Origin of the sequence: Nocardia flavorosea (assembly GCF_015477805.1) — a bacterium.
Lineage (GTDB): Bacteria > Actinomycetota > Actinomycetes > Mycobacteriales > Mycobacteriaceae > Nocardia > Nocardia flavorosea_A.
In genome coordinates, this window is sequence record NZ_JADLQL010000018.1 from 1 (window position 1) to 289 (window position 289).

Sequence of the window (289 nt, forward strand, 5' to 3'; positions counted from 1 at the left end):
ACTCGCCCGGGCGACAGATGCGTTCAGCGCAGTCGAGCGGCCAGGCGGGTGGCGTTCATGTGGGCGATGGCCTCGATGGTCACCATCGGATTGACCCCCGAGGAGGTCGGGAAGCAGGAGGCATCGGCGACGACGATATTCGGCACCTCCCAGGTCGCGCCGTCCGGATCGGTGGCCGAGAGCGCGCGGGAACCACCCATCCGGGCCGAGCCCATGATGTGCAATTCCGCCATCGCGCACTGGCCGGGACCGTAGCCCGCCGCGTCACCGGCGACGACGAACTCGGCGT

General features: G+C 69.6%; 1 protein-coding gene. It reads right to left on the reverse strand.

All coding sequences use genetic code 11. From position 1 onward, the window contains the following. Positions 1–23: 23 nt before the first annotated feature. The coding region (locus IU448_RS28595; RefSeq protein ID WP_228814605.1) for a GMC family oxidoreductase at positions 24–289 on the reverse strand (266 nt) is incomplete at its 5' end.